The 14338-nt window shown below is 71.1% G+C and carries 14 protein-coding genes; 11 read left to right on the top strand and 3 right to left on the bottom strand.

The window, feature by feature from the left end:
- The first annotated feature begins 6 nt into the window (after positions 1–6).
- The 8 genes from ABZK10_RS14785 to ABZK10_RS14750 all read left to right on the top strand — a co-directional run bounded on the left by ABZK10_RS14785 (position 7) and on the right by ABZK10_RS14750 (position 8649).
- A complete protein-coding gene (locus ABZK10_RS14785; RefSeq protein WP_286309561.1) occupies positions 7–768 on the top strand; it encodes a YebC/PmpR family DNA-binding transcriptional regulator in 762 nt (253 codons plus the stop codon).
- Positions 769–773: 5 nt separating this feature from the next.
- Entirely contained in the window at positions 774–1373 is a 600-nt protein-coding gene (gene ruvC / locus ABZK10_RS14780) for a crossover junction endodeoxyribonuclease RuvC (RefSeq protein ID WP_353810062.1), read from the top strand.
- Complete coding sequence (ruvA, locus tag ABZK10_RS14775; protein WP_353810061.1) at positions 1370–1987, top strand: Holliday junction branch migration protein RuvA; 618 nt, start codon at positions 1370–1372, stop codon at positions 1985–1987. The genes ruvC and ruvA overlap by 4 nt, the downstream gene beginning before the upstream one ends.
- A complete protein-coding gene (ruvB, locus tag ABZK10_RS14770; RefSeq protein ID WP_353810060.1) occupies positions 1984–3015 on the top strand; it encodes a Holliday junction branch migration DNA helicase RuvB in 1032 nt (343 codons plus the stop codon). The genes ruvA and ruvB overlap by 4 nt, the downstream gene beginning before the upstream one ends.
- Before the next feature lie 102 nt (positions 3016–3117).
- Complete coding sequence (gene yajC / locus ABZK10_RS14765) at positions 3118–3498, top strand: preprotein translocase subunit YajC (RefSeq protein WP_353810059.1); 381 nt, start codon at positions 3118–3120, stop codon at positions 3496–3498.
- Between the two features lie 60 nt (positions 3499–3558).
- Complete coding sequence (secD, locus tag ABZK10_RS14760) at positions 3559–5295, top strand: protein translocase subunit SecD (protein WP_353810058.1); 1737 nt, start codon at positions 3559–3561, stop codon at positions 5293–5295.
- Complete coding sequence (gene secF / locus ABZK10_RS14755; protein WP_353810057.1) at positions 5295–6311, top strand: protein translocase subunit SecF; 1017 nt, start codon at positions 5295–5297, stop codon at positions 6309–6311. Before secD ends, secF begins: the two co-directional genes overlap by 1 nt.
- A gap of 79 nt (positions 6312–6390) precedes the next feature.
- Positions 6391–8649 (top strand): RelA/SpoT family protein, encoded by a 2259-nt coding sequence (locus ABZK10_RS14750; protein ID WP_353810056.1) that lies wholly within the window; start codon positions 6391–6393, stop codon positions 8647–8649.
- On the opposite strand, the gene ABZK10_RS14745 is transcribed toward ABZK10_RS14750, so the two are convergent.
- The 3 genes from ABZK10_RS14745 to ABZK10_RS14735 form a co-directional block, all read right to left on the bottom strand.
- Positions 8628–9221, bottom strand: coding sequence for a hypothetical protein (locus ABZK10_RS14745; RefSeq protein ID WP_353810055.1), 594 nt, complete (start codon positions 9219–9221; stop codon positions 8628–8630). The genes ABZK10_RS14750 and ABZK10_RS14745 overlap by 22 nt on opposite strands.
- Before the next feature lie 87 nt (positions 9222–9308).
- On the bottom strand, positions 9309–10541 hold the full coding sequence (locus ABZK10_RS14740; RefSeq protein ID WP_353810054.1) for a DUF349 domain-containing protein: 1233 nt from the start codon (positions 10539–10541) through the stop codon (positions 9309–9311).
- An 84-nt stretch (positions 10542–10625) separates the two neighbouring features.
- Positions 10626–11408, bottom strand: coding sequence for a peptidylprolyl isomerase (locus tag ABZK10_RS14735; RefSeq protein ID WP_353810053.1), 783 nt, complete (start codon positions 11406–11408; stop codon positions 10626–10628).
- A 134-nt stretch (positions 11409–11542) separates the two neighbouring features.
- Between ABZK10_RS14735 and ABZK10_RS14730 the strand changes: the two genes are divergently transcribed.
- The 3 genes from ABZK10_RS14730 (at position 11543) to ABZK10_RS14720 (ending at position 14335) form a co-directional block, all read left to right on the top strand.
- Entirely contained in the window at positions 11543–13051 is a 1509-nt protein-coding gene (locus ABZK10_RS14730; RefSeq protein ID WP_353810052.1) for a replication-associated recombination protein A, read from the top strand.
- Between the two features lie 200 nt (positions 13052–13251).
- On the top strand, positions 13252–13881 hold the full coding sequence (gene rpsD, locus ABZK10_RS14725) for a 30S ribosomal protein S4 (protein ID WP_353810051.1): 630 nt from the start codon (positions 13252–13254) through the stop codon (positions 13879–13881).
- Between the two features lie 169 nt (positions 13882–14050).
- Positions 14051–14335 (top strand): ATPase, encoded by a 285-nt coding sequence (locus ABZK10_RS14720; protein ID WP_353810050.1) that lies wholly within the window; start codon positions 14051–14053, stop codon positions 14333–14335.
- The last annotated feature ends 3 nt before the right edge of the window (positions 14336–14338 follow it).

The following is a 14338-nucleotide window of genomic DNA, read 5'->3' as shown; positions in this document are numbered from 1 at the left end:
AGATTCATGTCAGGCCATTCCAAGTGGGCGACGACCAAGCACAAGAAGGCCGTCATCGACGCGCGCCGTGCGAAGTCGTTCGCGAAGCTCATCAAGAACATCGAGGTCGCCGCGAAGCTCGGCGGCGCCGACCTGGCGGGCAACCCGACGCTGTACGACGCCGTGCAGAAGGCCAAGAAGACCTCGGTCCCGAACGACAACATCGATCGCGCCATCAAGCGCGGCGCCGGCATCTCCGGTGAGTCGATCGAGTACACGACCATCATGTACGAGGGATACGCGCCGAACGGCGTCGCGCTCCTCGTCGAGTGCCTCACCGACAACAAGAACCGCGCGGCGGCCGAGGTGCGCACCGCGATGACGCGCAACGGCGGCACGATGGCCGACCCGGGCAGCGTCGCGTACAACTTCAACCGCAAGGGCCTCATCGTCGTCGGCGCCGCCGACGGGCTCACCGAGGACGACGTGCTCGCCGCGGTGCTCGACGCGGGCGCCGAGGAGGTCACCGACGAGGGCGAGACCTTCGAGGTCATCACCGAGGCGACCGACCTGGTGCAGACGCGCACCGCGCTGCAGGACGCCGGCATCGACTACGACTCGGCCGACGTCGCGTTCGTGCCGTCGCTCAAGGTCGAGGTCGACGCGGAGACGGCGCGCAAGGTGTTCCGGCTCATCGACGCCCTCGAGGACTCGGACGACGTGCAGAACGTCTACAGCAACTACGACGTCAGCGCCGAGGTGCTGGCGGAGCTCGAGGCGGACGAGTAGCCGCCATGCGCGTGCTCGGCATCGACCCGGGGCTCACCCGGTGCGGTGTCGGCATCGTCGACGTCGCCCCCGACCGTCGGGCGACGCTGGTCGACGTGGTCGTGCTGCGGTCGCCGGCCGACCTCGCGATCGAGCGGCGGCTGCTGCGCATCGCCGAGGGCCTGGAGGCGATCCTGGAGGAGCACCGGCCGCAGGCCGTGGCCCTCGAGCGGGTCTTCGCCCGCAGCGACGTGTCGACCATCATGGGGACCGCCCAGATCTCCGGCGTCGCGATGCACCTGGCCGCGCGCCGGGAGCTCCCGGTCGCGCTGCACACGCCCAGCGAGGTGAAGGCGGCGATCACCGGCTACGGTCGCGCCGACAAGAAGCAGGTCGGTGCGATGGTGGCCCGCATCCTCGGGCTGGCGACTCCGCCCACGCCCGCGGACGCCGCCGACGCACTGGCGCTGGCGATCTGCCACGCATGGCGGTCCGGACCGGCGTCGCGCGACGCATCCTCCGCCGACGCGGGCGCGGACGCGGGGGCGACTCCCGCGCAGAAGGCATGGCTCGCCGCGGAGCGTGCCGCGAAGACGTCGGGGGCCGCACGTAGTCTGAAGCCGTGATCTCCTCGCTCAGTGGAACGGTGCTCGCGGCATCCGGCGGAACGGTCGTCATCGACGTCGGCGGCGTCGGCTTCCAGGTGGCGACGACGCCCGCGCTCGCCCTGTCCTCGCGCGAGGGGGAGAGGCTCCGCGTGCACACCGCGCTCATCGTGCGCGAGGACGCCCTCGCCCTGTTCGGGTTCGCCACCCGTGAGGAGATCGAGGTCTTCGACCTGCTCATCGGCGTGACCGGCGTCGGCCCGAAGTCGGCGCTCGGCGTGCTCTCGGCACTCTCGCCCGACCAGGTGGCGCACGCGGTCGCGAACGAGGACGACGCGGCCTTCCGCAAGGTCAGCGGCATCGGGCCGAAGACCGCCAAGCTCATCGTGGTGTCGCTGACGGGCAAGCTCGTCGTCACGGCGCCCGTCGCCGCGGTCCCGACCGTGCGGGCGACCGCGGGCGACGACGTGCTCGCCGCGCTCACCGGGCTCGGCTGGCCCGAGCGGCAGGCGCAGCAGGCGCTCGAGGAGACGCTCGACGAGGCATCCGATGCCGACGCCGCATCCGTGCCGGTGCTGCTGCGGCTCACGCTCGCCCGGCTCGGCCCCGCCCAGCACGCGGGGAGGGCGTCGTGACCGATCCGTCCGTCGACCTGACCAGCCCCGAACTCGCCAATGAGGCGGAGCTCGCGTTCGAGGGCGCGCTGCGCCCGCGGAGCCTCGGCGAGTTCGTCGGGCAGTCGCGGGTGCGCGGGCAGTTGCAACTGCTGCTCACGGCCGCGCAGATGCAGCAGCGCACCCCCGACCACATCCTGCTCGCGGGCCCGCCCGGGCTCGGCAAGACGACCCTCGCCATGATCGTGGCGCACGAGGGCGGGCGGCCGCTGCGCATGTCGAGCGGCCCGGCCATCCAGCACGCCGGCGACCTCGCGGCCGTCCTGTCGTCCCTGGTGCCCGGCGAGGTGCTCTTCATCGACGAGATCCACCGCATGGCGCGCTCGGCGGAGGAGATGCTCTACCTCGCGATGGAGGACTTCCGCATCGACATCATGGTCGGCAAGGGCGCCGGCGCGACCAGCGTGCCGCTCGACCTCGCACCGTTCACCCTCGTCGGTGCGACCACGCGCTCGGGGCTGCTGCCGAACCCGCTGCGCGACCGCTTCGGGTTCACGGCGCACCTCGAGTTCTACGGCGAGGACGAGTTGCGGCAGGTGCTCGGCCGGGCCGCGGAGATGCTCGGCCTCGACGTCGACGGCGAGGCGCTGGCGGAGATCGCCGGCCGGTGCCGGGGTACGCCGCGCATCGCGAACCGCCTGCTGCGCCGCGTGCGCGACTACGCGCTCGTGCACGGCGGGCGCGCCGACCTCGGCGCGGTGCGGGCGGCACTGGAGCTCTACGACGTCGACGCATTGGGACTCGACCGCCTCGACCGGGCGGTCATCGAGGCCATCCTGACCCGGTTCGGCGGGGGACCGGTGGGGCTGAACACGCTCGCCGTCTCGGTGGGCGAGGAGGCGGAGACCATCGAGTCGGTCGTGGAGCCGTTCCTCGTGCGCATCGGGCTGCTCACGCGCACGCCGCGCGGGCGTGTGGCCAGTCCGGCGGCATGGCGGCACTTCGGGCTCCGTGGACCGGAGACGGGCCTCCCATTGGATGACCTATAATCCTTTGAGGCTCAGGCCGATCCCACCCGCGCGCAGCTCCCCGTGGCCGCGCACCCCAGACTTGGCGTGACCGCGACGTCGCGCACCGGAAGGCACCCCCAGATGGATCCGTTCACACTCATCATGCTCGCCGTCCTGGCGCTGCTCATCTTCTTCATGTTCCGCAACTCGCGCAAGCGCGCGGCGGAGCAGCGCGAGCTGCAGTCGAAGGTGGCCACCGGGGCGCAGGTGATGACGAACTTCGGAGTCTTCGGCACCATCCTCTCGATCGACGAGGAGGAGAACCAGGTCCTCCTCGAGTCGAGCCCGGGCACCGTGCTCACCGTGCACCGCCAGACGATCAACCGAGTCGTCACGCCCGCTCCCGGTTCGGAGCACGACGACGACGCCGAGCTCGAGGGCGAGCCGGAGTACGGCGAGCGCGTCGACGACGCCGACCAGGCGCCCGACTCGGGCACCGAGCCGAAGAAGTCGGACGACTAGAGACCCCTCCACACCACACGACGGCGCCGTCGGCGCCGTCGTGCAGAGAAAGCGGTATTCGTGGCTGCACCCTCCAAGCGGTCGTCCCGGCCGACCACCGTCAGAAAGGCCTGGCGCTCCCTCAGCTGGCTGGGCGTCCTGATCATCGCGCTCATCGCGGTCAACGGCGCGGGCGTGCTCTGGGGCAACGGCTCCTGGACGCCCAAGCTCGCGCTCGACCTCGAGGGCGGCACGCAGATCATCCTGGCTCCCGAGCTCGCCGAGGGGCAGAGCGTCACGGGCGAGCAGCTCGACCAGGCCGTCTCGATCCTCCGGCAGCGCGTCGACGCCTCCGGCGTCTCCGAGGCGGAGATCACCACGCAGGGCGATCGCAACATCGTCGTGGCGATCCCCGGCGAGCTCGACGACGAGACGCGCCAGCGCATCGAGTCGTCGGCCAAGCTCGAGCTGCGTCCGGTGATCCTCGCCGATGTCGCCGCCACGGAGTCGGCCCAGCCGACCGACGAGGCGACCGATGACGATGCGTCCGGTGAGACCGCCGAGACACCCGAGCCGACCGACGCCAGCGACCCTGCGTGGATCACGGACGAGCTGCAGGCCGAGTACGACGCGTTCGACTGCTCGAGCATCGACGAGGCCGAGGCCAACGTGCACCCGGCCGACGAACCGCTCATCACGTGCGACACCACGAACTCGATCAAGTACGCGCTCGGCCCGGTGGAGGTCAGCGGCGAGAACATCGTCGACGCCACCAACGGCATGGTGCAGAGCTCGACCGGCGTCTCGACCGGCACCTGGGCCGTGAACCTCCGCTTCGACGACCAGGGCACCGAGGACTTCGCCGCGGTCAGCACGCGCCTGTACGGGCTCGAGTCGCCGCGCAACCAGTTCGCGTTCGTGCTCGACGGACGCATCATCTCCGCGCCGAGCATGAACGGCATCATCACCGACGGTCGTCCGCAGATCACGGGCAGCTTCACGCAGGAGTCGTCGAAGGCCCTCGCCGACCAGCTGAAGTTCGGCGCGCTCCCGATCAGCTTCACGGTGCAGAGCTCGGACACGATCTCGGCCACGCTCGGCTCGTCGCAGCTGCAGAGCGGCCTCATCGCGGGACTCATCGGTCTGATCCTCGTCGTGATCTACACCCTGTTCCAATACCGTGCGCTCGCGTCGGTCACGATCGCATCGCTCGTCGTGGCGGGCGTGATCACCTACTTCTCGATCACGATCCTGTCCTGGTACCAGGGCTACCGGCTCTCGCTCGCGGGCGTCGCGGCGCTCATCGTCGCGATCGGATTCACGGCGGACTCGTTCATCGTGTACTTCGAACGCGTGCGCGACGAACTGCGCGACGGACGTGCGCTGGTCGGCGCCGTCGAGGCGGGCTGGAAGCGCGCGCTGCGCACCGTGCTCGCGTCGAAGACCGTCAACCTGCTCGCCGCGATCGTGCTGTTCATCTTCGCCGTCGGCAGCGTGCGCGGGTTCGCGTTCACGCTGGGTCTCACGACCGTCATCGACGTCATCGTCGTGATCCTGTTCACGCACCCGATGCTGCAGCTGCTCGCGCAGACGCGGTTCTTCTCGAGCGGCCACCCGTGGTCGGGCCTCGACCCGACGGCGCTCGGCGCCGTCTACCGCGGCCGGGCGGAGTTCCGCAAGCCCACCGCGAACGTGACCAAGACGAAGGTCGCCTCCAGCTCGCGCGAGGCGCAGCGTCGGCAGACCATCGCCGAGCGCAAGGCGGCCGAGCTCGCCGCCGTCGGCGACACGCCCTCGAACGAGGGGAAGGACTCCTGATGGCCAACCGGCTCACCACCTTCGGCAACGACCTCTACACGGGGAAGCGCTCGTTCAACTTCGTCGGCGGACGCCGCAAGTGGTACGCGATCGCCGCCGTGCTGATCATCCTGTCGGTGCTCGTGCCCGTGCTCCGCGGGTTCAACTTCGGCATCGAGTTCCGCGGCGGGTCGCAGTTCCTCATCTCCAACGTGAGCGAGGCGACCCAGCAGCCCGCCATCGACGCCGTCGCGTCGGTCGTGCCCGACGCGGTCGCGCGGGTGACGATCGTCGGCGACTCCGGCGTGCGCGTGCAGACCGACCAGCTCGAGGCCGCGGAGACGCGCGAGGTCACGACCGCCCTCGCCGAGGCGTACGACGTGCCCGAATCGGAGATCACGTCGTCGTTCATCGGTGCGAGCTGGGGGGCGGATGTCACCCGGCAGGCGATCATCGGCCTCATCGCCTTCCTGATCTTCGCCGCCCTCTTCATGGCGTTGTACTTCCGGACCTGGAAGATGTCGGCCGCGGCGATCCTGTCGCTGTTCGCCGACCTCGTGGTGACGGCGGGCATCTACGCCGCGAGTGGGTTCGAGGTGTCGCCGGCGGCGATGATCGGCATCCTGACGATCCTCAGCTACTCGCTCTACGACACCGTGGTGGTCTTCGACAAGATCCGCGAGAACACGTCGCACGACGGCGAGGAGTCCCGGCGCACCTTCGCCGAGTCGGTGAACCTCGCGGTGAACCAGACCCTCGTCCGGTCGATCAACACGAGCGTGGTGGCGGCCCTGCCGGTCGCCGCGATCCTGTTCATCGGCGCGTTCGCCCTCGGGGCGGACACGCTGCGGGACATCTCGCTCGCGCTGCTCATCGGCATCCTCGTCGGCACCTGGTCGACCGTGTTCATCGCAGCCCCGATGTACTCGCAGTTCCGCGAGGGCGAGCCCGCGATCAAGCGGCACGACGATCGCGTCCGCAAGGAGCGCGAGCGCGCCGGCGGCACGGCCGAGGCGCCTGCGGCGGTGGGTTCCTGACCCGGCCGACGCGGGGCCTCACGGCCCCCGTGCACCGCCTCCGTCGCCGAGCGGCGATAATGAAGGCGGAGGTGGTGCGATGGTGAGCGAGTCATCCGTCGCGACGGGCAACCCGTCGCTGCGCCGCCTCGTGCCGCGCATCTTCTCGAAGGCGCAGCCATCTGGGGCGGTCGACACGCTGCTCCGCACGGTCCGGATGCACCATCCGAAGGCCGATCTCGCGGTCATCGAGCGTGCGCACGCGGTGGCCGAGCGCGCACATCGCGGGCAGCAGCGCAAGAGCGGCGAGCCGTACATCACGCACCCCATCGCGGTCGCTCAGATCCTCGCCGACCTCGGCATCGGCTCGAAGACGGTCGCCGCGGCGCTGCTGCACGACACGGTCGAGGACACCGAGTACCGCCTCGATGAGCTGCGCGACGACTTCGGCGACGAGATCGCGATGCTCGTCGACGGGGTCACCAAGCTCGACAAGGTCAAGTACGGCGACTCGACGCAGGCCGAGACCGTCCGCAAGATGATCGTGGCGATGTCCAAGGACATCCGCGTGCTCATCATCAAGCTCGCCGACCGCCTGCACAACGCGCGCACCTGGGGCTTCGTGCCCGCGGCATCCGCCACCCGCAAGGCGACCGAGACGCTCGAGATCTACGCACCGCTCGCGCATCGGCTCGGCATCCAGACCATCAAGTGGGAGCTCGAGGACCTGAGCTTCGCTGTGCTCTACCCGAAGCTCTACGCCGAGATCGAGAGCCTCGTGCGCCAGCGCACGCCGCAGCGCGAGGAGTTCGTGCAGTCGGTGATCGACCTCGTCAACGACGACCTCAAGGCCGCGCGCATCCGGGGCAAGGTCGTCGGACGGCCCAAGCAGTACTACTCGATCTACCAGAAGATGATCGTGCGCGGACGCGAGTTCGACGAGATCTACGACCTCGTCGGCATCCGCGTGCTCGTGAACTCGGTGCGCGACTGCTACGCGGTGCTCGGCGCCATCCATGCGCGCTGGACGCCGCTTCCGGGTCGCTTCAAGGACTACATCGCCACGCCCAAGTTCAACCTCTACCAGTCGCTGCACACGACGGTGATCGGGCCCAAGGGCCGCGCGGTCGAGATCCAGATCCGCACCCACGAGATGCACCAGCGCGCCGAGTACGGCGTCGCGGCCCACTGGAAGTACAAGGAGCAGGTCAACGGCAAGGCGACCGACTCCAAGGCCGTCGGCGACGCCGACATGGCGTGGCTCGCGCACATCTCCGACTGGCAGGCCGAGACGGCGGACCCCGGCGAGTTCCTCGATTCGCTGCGCTACGAGATCGGTGCGAAGGAGGTCTACGTCTTCACGCCGAAGGGCCGGGTCATCGGACTGCCCGCCGGCGCGACGCCGATCGACTTCGCGTACGCCGTGCACACCGAGGTCGGTCACCGCACGATGGGCGCGAAGGTCAACGGACGTCTCGTGCCGCTCGAGACGCAGCTCGCGAGCGGCGACGTCGTCGAGGTGTTCACGTCGAAGAACCCCGACTCGGGCCCGAGCCAGGACTGGCTGAACTTCGTCAAGAGCCCGCGGGCGCGCAACAAGATCCGCCAGTGGTTCACGAAGGAGCGCCGCGACGAGGCGATCGAGCAGGGCCGCGACTCCATCGCGCGCGCGATGCGGAAGCAGAACCTCCCGCTGCAGAAGCTGATGGGGCAGGACTCCCTCGCGGAGATCGCCGCGCAGCTGCGCTACGAGGACGTCAGCTCGCTCTACGCCGCCATCGGCGAAGGGCACGTGTCGACCCAGTCGGTGCTCGAGAAGGTCATCTCCCTCGTGCGCGACGAGGACGAGGACGACGACACCACGGACGTGCCGATCGCGGCGCGCCCGTCGATCGCCTCGCGCAACTCCGACTCGGGCGTGCTCGTGCGGGGCGCGCCGGACATCCTCGTGAAGCTCGCGCGCTGCTGCACCCCGGTGCCCGGGGACGAGATCGTGGGCTTCATCACCCGCGGCTCCGGCGTCTCGGTGCACCAGGCGTCCTGCCACAACGTGCAGTCGCTCCTCCGCGAACCCGAGCGCATGATCGACGTCGAGTGGGCGCCGACCTCCAAGGGCGTGTTCCTCGTGCAGATCCAGATCGAGGCGCTCGACCGCGGCGGCCTGCTGTCCGACGTGACGAGGGTGCTGAGCGAGCACCACGTGAACATCCTCTCGGCGAACGTGTCGACCTCGACCGATCGGCTCGCGATCAGCAAGTTCGTCTTCGAGATGGGCGACACGACCCACCTCGACCGGGTGCTCAACGCCGTACGGCGCATCGACGCGGTGTACGACGTCTACCGCGTCAGCGACGGCTGAGGCACCGCGCCCGTCTGCGGCCCGGGAGCCGCCTCGAGTGCGGCGTCGACCGCGGCGAGCACCGCCAGCCTGCCCGGAAGCCGTGATCGCCCGACGACGCGCCCGCGGAACTCGTCGAGCGCGATGCCCGCGAACTCGAGGACGCGCATCGCGGCGCGCCGATGCGCCTCGGGAGCGTGCGCGGTGCGCAGCAGGTCGAAGGCGGTGCGCTCGGGTGTCGTCGCGGCGGCGGGCCCCCAGCGCACGATCTCGTCCTCGGCGAGGCGCAACTCGCTGAGCTCGCAGCGCACGGTCGGGTCGTTGCCGCGACGCGCCCCGATGCGCACGCAGACCTGCGGCACCGACGGGGGAGCGGGAACGGCACCGTGCACCCACGCCGCCGTCAGCCGCGCCGCGATCACGTCGCGTCCGACCGCGAGGCGCACCGAGCGGGCCCGCTGCTCGGGCCGGTCGGGCTCGTCGACCGGCGCCCAGCCCGCGGGCAGTGCCATCACCTCGCCGTCGATGCGCAGCGCGCACAGTTCGGCGAGGGGGAGGTCGTCGGCCGACAGCAGCGAGGGGAGCCGGGTCATGTGCTCCATCGTGGCCGCGTCGCGGCAGCGCGCGGCGTTGCCCGGCCGTGCTGTGGACAGTCACCCGGGGTGTGGAGGAGCCTCCGGTCAGCCGGAGATGGCCTTGAGCCACGCCTTCCGCGCCGACAACGCCTCCTCGGCTTCGGTGACGGCCTTCCCGTCGCCGCGGCCGCGCGCCGCGTCGAGCTCGGACTCCAGCTGCTCGATGGCCTCCTCGAGCTGGCCGGCGAGCCCCTCGGAGCGTGCCTTCTTCTCGGGGTCCTCGCGCTCCCAGCGCTCGTCCTCGAGGGCGCGCACCGCGTTCTCGATCTTCCGGAGGCGATCCTCGACCGTGCGCAGCTGCGCACGGGGCACCTTGCCGATCGCGTCCCAGCGACGCTGCACGTCGGTCAGCGTCGAGCGCGCCTTCGCCGCATCCGTCGCCTTCAGGAGCGGCTCGGCCTCGTCGAGCAGCGCGAGCTTCGCGGTGAGGTTCTCCTCGAACTCGGCGTTCTCGACCGCGTCGATCTCGGCCTTCGCCTGGAACAGCACGTCGCCGGCGGCCTTGAACCTAGCCCAGAGGGCGTCGTCCTGCTTCTTGCCGGCCCGGCCGGCGCGCTTCCAGTCGTCGAGCAGCGAGCGGTACTCGGGGATGCCGTCGGCGCCGCGCGGCGCGAGCTGCTCGGCGCGGTCGATCAGGCGCTGCTTGGCCGCGCGCACCTCGCGGTGCGAGGCGTCGAGCTCGGCGAAGAACGCCTTGCGGTGGGTCTCCACGGTCGAGCGCGCGGCACGGAACCGCTTCCAGAGGTCGTTGGCCTGGCCCTTCGGCAACCGCGGGCCGTCCTGCTGGTGACGCTGCCAGCGGGCGAACAGCTCGTCGAGCGTCGCCGTCGCCTGCTTCCACTGCGTCTTCGACGGGTCGGCGGCGGCGAGCGCCTCCGCCTCCTCGACGATGGCGGTGCGCTCCGCGATCGCGGCCTCGAGGGCCTCCGCGGCCTCCGCCTTCTGCTGCTCGGTCTGCTCGCCCACGGTGCCGCTGAGCGCCTCGAGGCGCGTGCGGAGCGTGGCGAGGTCGCCGACGGCGTTCGCGCCCGCGACGGTCTCCTGCAGGTGGGCGACGGCCTTGGCGACGTCGGCGGCGGATGCCCCGGCGCGCGAGCGCTGCTCGAGCAGCGTCACCTGGCCGGCGAGGTCGTGGTACTTGCGCTCGAAGTAGGCGAGCGCCTCCTCGGGGGTGCCGTCGGGGTACTGGCCCACGGCGCGTTCGCCGTCGCCGTCCTTGACGTACACGGTTCCCGTCTCATCGACGCGACCCCACTGCTGCTGATCTTCTTGAGCCACGGCCTCACCTTGTCGAACTCGACGCCGCCGAGACGGCGACGCCGGCACCCAGCCTATTGCACCGTCCGCCGGAGGCCCTCGCCGTTACTCGATCGTGAACGCGGTGATGGTGGTGGGCACCGCCGGCGCGCCGTCGGTGCCGCCGCCCTCGACGCCCGCGTCGGTGATCGACGCGCGCAGCTCGTCGAGACCATCGGTCACGGTGCCGATGACGGAGTAGCCGCCCGCCTCGTCGGGGGTCAGCGTCGTGTCCTCGTAGACGATGAAGAACTGGCTGCCGTTGCTGTAGGCGTCGAACGACGCGCGCGCCATGGCGATGGTGCCCGCGGGGTAGAGGTCGTCGGCGGGCGCGTTCTCGATGGGGCCGTAGCTGTAGCCCGGGCCGCCGGTGCCGTCGCCTGCGGGGTCACCGCACTGGAGCACCCAGATGGAGCCCTCGGTCAGGCGGTGGCAGGAGAGTCCGTCGTAGAAGCCCGACTGGATGAGCGTGACCTCGGATGCCACCGCCTGCGGCGCGGCGGCGCCGTCGAGCTCGATCCCGAGTGGAACGTCGTTCAGCGTCAGCGTGCCGGTCCAGGTGCGGTCCTCGGCGAGGTCGGGCGACGGGACGTCGCCGACGTTCTCGCCGTCGGCCGCGTCGTCCGTCGGCACGGGCGTCTCGGTCTCCGCGACCGGGGCTCCGGGTCCCGCCGAGAAGTAGGCGATCTGGGCGAACGTCGCGACCACGAGCACGAGCAGGAGCACCGACCCGGCGATGACGTTGTCGCGCACGCGCCGCCGCTGCTTGTGCTCGTGGACCTGCTTCCGGGCCCGGTACGCGCGCAGGCGCTCCCGCTCGACGCGTTCCTGCGTGTTCTTCGCTGCCACACCGCTCCTCGTGCTCGACGGTCCGAGTGCTCGACGGTCGAGTGCTCGTCGGTCCGGATGCACTCTAGGGGAGGCATCCGCGTGCGGCCAACTGCGGGCGACCCGCCGTCGGTGCGCGCCGTTACGCTGGAGTCATGGTCGAGTCCGCCCCGGGGCTGCGCTCCGGCGCGACGCCCCTCGCCGTGCGCATGCGCCCGTCGGGCCTCGACGAGGTCGCCGGGCAGCGGCACCTGCTCACGCCCGGCTCGCCGCTGGTCGCGCTCGCGAGCGATGCGTCCGGGCGCTCCGGCTCGGTCTCGGTGATCCTGTGGGGCCCGCCGGGCACGGGCAAGACCACGCTCGCGCAGGCGATCGCCCGCTCCTCGGGCCGGCGGTTCGTCGAGCTCTCGGCGGTCTCGGCCGGGGTGAAGGACGTCCGCCAGGTCATGGAGGAGGCGCGCTCGAGCCGCGACCTCTACGGCGTCTCGACGGTCCTGTTCCTCGACGAGATCCACCGCTTCACGAAGGCCCAGCAGGACGCGCTGCTGCCGGGCGTCGAGAACGGGTGGGTGATCCTCGTCGCGGCGACGACCGAGAACCCGTCGTTCTCGGTCGTCTCGCCGCTGCTGTCGCGCTCGCTGCTGCTCACGCTCGAGCCGCTGTCCGACGACGACCTGGGCGTGCTCGTCGACCGCGCCGTGCGCGATCCGCGCGGGCTGGGCGACCGCGTGGTGCTCGATCCCGAGGCGCGGGCGGCGCTCATCCGGCTGGCGTCCGGTGACGCCCGGCGCGCGCTCACGGCACTCGAGGCGGCCTCGGTGACCGCGGCGAGCGAGGCGGCCGCGGCATCCGCCGCGACCGGCGAGGGCGGGTCCGGCGACGAGGACGGCCAGGACGAGAGCGACCGGGCCGATGCGCGTGCGGGCGACGACGCGCCGGGCGTCGGCGAGGACCGGGACGACGCGGGCGACGAGGCGGATGCCGGTGGGGGCGAAGCCGCCCCCGACGACGAGCCCGACCACGACCCGCGCCCGGTGATCACCGCCGAACTGGTCGCGCGCGCCGTCGACCGTGCGCTGCTCCGGTACGACCGCAACGGCGACGAGCACTACGACGTGATCAGCGCGTTCATCAAGTCGGTGCGGGGCTCCGACGTCGACGCGGCACTGCACTACCTCGCGCGCATGATCGAGGCGGGGGAGGACCCGCGGTTCATCGCGCGCCGCATCATCGTGCTCGCCTCCGAGGACATCGGCATGGCCGATCCGCAGGCACTGCAGGTCGCGGTCGCGGCGGCCGACGCCGTGCAGTACATCGGCATGCCCGAAGGCCGCATCCCGCTCGCACAGGCCGTCGTGCACCTCGCCACCGCGCCGAAGTCGAACGCGGCCTACCTCGGCATCGACCGGGCCATCGCCGACGTGCGGGCCGGCCACGCGGGCCCCGTGCCGAAGCACCTGCGCGACGCGCACTACCCGGGCGCGAAGCGCCTCGGCCACGGGAAGGGCTACGCGTACCCGCACGACGCCGCAGCCGGCGTCGTACGTCAGGACTACCTGCCCGAGGGGCTGGAGCGCGCCCGGTACTACCTGCCCGGCGACCACGGCAACGAGCGGGAGATCGCCGCGCGACTGGAGCGGCTGCTCAAGATCGTGCGCGGGTGAGCGCGTGGTTCGGCCGGGGCATCCGCTTCGTGCTACCATCGATGCGGCCTGAAGCCAGGTCTCAGCGAGCGGCTGCGCGGAGAACCACGGCGAACGGATGCGACCTGTAGCCGGTCGCCCCCAGGCGAATCCCTCATACTTCCTCCCGTGCGCTGTGCCCGGGAGTCCATACGTACGAGCATCCCCTCCGAAAGGAACCCGTGTCCACCACGTCACGCACCCGTAGCAAGACCCGCCTCTCGCGCGCCCTGGGCATCCCGCTGACCCCGAAGGCCGCGCGCCACATGGAGAAGCGCCCCTACGCACCGGGCGAGCACGGCCGCACCAAGCGCAAGGCCGACTCCGACTACGCCATCCGCCTCCGCGAGAAGCAGCGCCTCCGGGCCCAGTACGGCATCCGCGAGAAGCAGCTGCGCATCGCCTACAACGAGGCCAAGCGCACCGAGGGCGCCACCGGCGAGAACCTCGTCGAGCTGCTCGAGATGCGCCTCGACGCGCTCGTGCTGCGCGCCGGCTTCGCCCGCACCACCGCGCAGGCACGCCAGTTCGTCGTGCACCGCCACATCCTCGTCGACGGCAAGCTCGTCGACCGTCCCTCGTTCCGCGTGAAGCCGGGCCAGACCATCGGCGTCAAGACCCGTTCCGAGGGCTCCGAGCCGTTCCAGGTCGCGGCCGCCGGCGGTCACGTCGACGTGCTCCCGAAGACCCCGGGCTACCTCGAGGTCGAGCTCGACAAGCTGCAGGCGAAGCTCGTGCGTCGCCCGAAGCGCGCCGAGGTCCCCGTGACCTGCGAGGTCCAGCTGGTCGTCGAGTACTACGCCGCTCGCTGACATCCGTTCGACGAAGGGGGTCGTGGCTCGTGCCACGGCCCCCTTCGTCGTCCCCGGCGCTCGCTCCGGGAACCCGTGCCGCGGCGGGCGGTGGCCCCCGACGACGCCACTAGACTGGTCCCCGGCGCGCCGCGTCGCAGGCACACGACAAGCAGTGAAGGAGACAGCAATGAAGAACATCCTCTGGTTCACCGTCGGCGTTGCGGCCGGATTCGTCGCCGCGCACCAGGTCAACAAGACCCAGCAGGGCCAGCAGTTCTTCGCGACCGTCGACGCACGTGCGAAGGAGTTCGGCAAGGCCGTGGCCGACGGCTACCACGCGCGCGAGGCCGAGCTCCGCGCCATGGTCGACGAGGTCGTGGCCAGCGCCAAGGAGGCCGCCGCGGAGACCGCGGACGAGCTCGCGGACGCGGCCGAGGAGGTCGCCGAGGCCGCCGAGGACGCGAAGTCCTAGGCC

Source organism: Agromyces sp. SYSU T00194 (assembly GCF_040496035.1).
Classification (GTDB): domain Bacteria; phylum Actinomycetota; class Actinomycetes; order Actinomycetales; family Microbacteriaceae; genus Agromyces; species Agromyces chitinivorans.
Note: the sequence above shows the minus strand (reverse complement) of the source record. Positions and strands in the feature narration are given on the sequence as shown.

Excerpts from the sequence above, each read along its gene's own strand:
- ABZK10_RS14785 (WP_286309561.1), top strand. The coding sequence starts at position 7 with ATGTCAGGCCATTCCAAGTGGGCGACGACCAAGCACAAGAAGGCCGTC.
- ruvC (WP_353810062.1), top strand. The coding sequence starts at position 774 with ATGCGCGTGCTCGGCATCGACCCGGGGCTCACCCGGTGCGGTGTCGGC.
- yajC (WP_353810059.1), top strand. The coding sequence starts at position 3,118 with ATGGATCCGTTCACACTCATCATGCTCGCCGTCCTGGCGCTGCTCATC.
- secF (WP_353810057.1), top strand. The coding sequence starts at position 5,295 with ATGGCCAACCGGCTCACCACCTTCGGCAACGACCTCTACACGGGGAAG.
- ABZK10_RS14750 (WP_353810056.1), top strand. The coding sequence starts at position 6,391 with ATGGTGAGCGAGTCATCCGTCGCGACGGGCAACCCGTCGCTGCGCCGC.
- ABZK10_RS14745 (WP_353810055.1), bottom strand. The coding sequence starts at position 9,221 with ATGACCCGGCTCCCCTCGCTGCTGTCGGCCGACGACCTCCCCCTCGCC.
- ABZK10_RS14730 (WP_353810052.1), top strand. The coding sequence starts at position 11,543 with ATGGTCGAGTCCGCCCCGGGGCTGCGCTCCGGCGCGACGCCCCTCGCC.
- ABZK10_RS14720 (WP_353810050.1), top strand. The coding sequence starts at position 14,051 with ATGAAGAACATCCTCTGGTTCACCGTCGGCGTTGCGGCCGGATTCGTC.